This is a genomic window from Staphylococcus sp. EG-SA-2, from assembly GCF_017152085.1.
On sequence record NZ_JACYHC010001294.1, the window covers coordinates 1 to 606 of the forward strand.

General features: G+C 35.6%; 1 protein-coding gene. It reads right to left on the bottom strand.

Features of this window, described 5'->3' with window-relative positions; translation table 11 throughout:
* On the bottom strand, positions 1–606 hold a 606-nt coding region (locus IDG60_RS20875; RefSeq protein ID WP_274611458.1), incomplete at both ends, for an FtsK/SpoIIIE domain-containing protein.

Consider the following 606-nt stretch of genomic DNA (forward strand, 5'->3'; position numbering starts at 1 on the left):
TTAAATGAATACCTAACGAACGTCCAATACGTGCCGTTGATACAAGTTCTTTCATAAAATCAGGTTGTTCTGATTTTAATTCGGCAAACTCATCGGAAATAATGAATAAATGTGGCATTGGTTCTGTCGCAATACCTTCTTTAAATAACTTATGGTATTGATTAATATGGTTAACATCATGCTCTCCGAATAAACGTTGACGTTTTCTCAATTCGGCTTTGATTGATGTTAAGGCACGCATCGCTTCATCACCATCTAAGTTTGTAATCGTACCAACTAAATGGACTAAATCTTTAAATAAGTTCGCCATACCCCCACCTTTATAGTCAATCAATAGGAACGCAACTTCATGTGGGTGAAAATTAATAGCTAAAGATAAAATGTATGATTGGATAATCTCAGATTTCCCTGACCCAGTGGTACCAGCAACTAAACCATGTGGTCCGTGTGCTTTTTCATGTAAGTTCAATGATAAAATGTCATCTTTACCTCTTACACCTAAAGGTACTGCCATCGTTTTGTATGTTTCGTTTTGTCTCCATCGATTAACCACATCAAGCTGATCTACTTCTTTCACGTTATACATCTCTAAAAATGTAATACTAT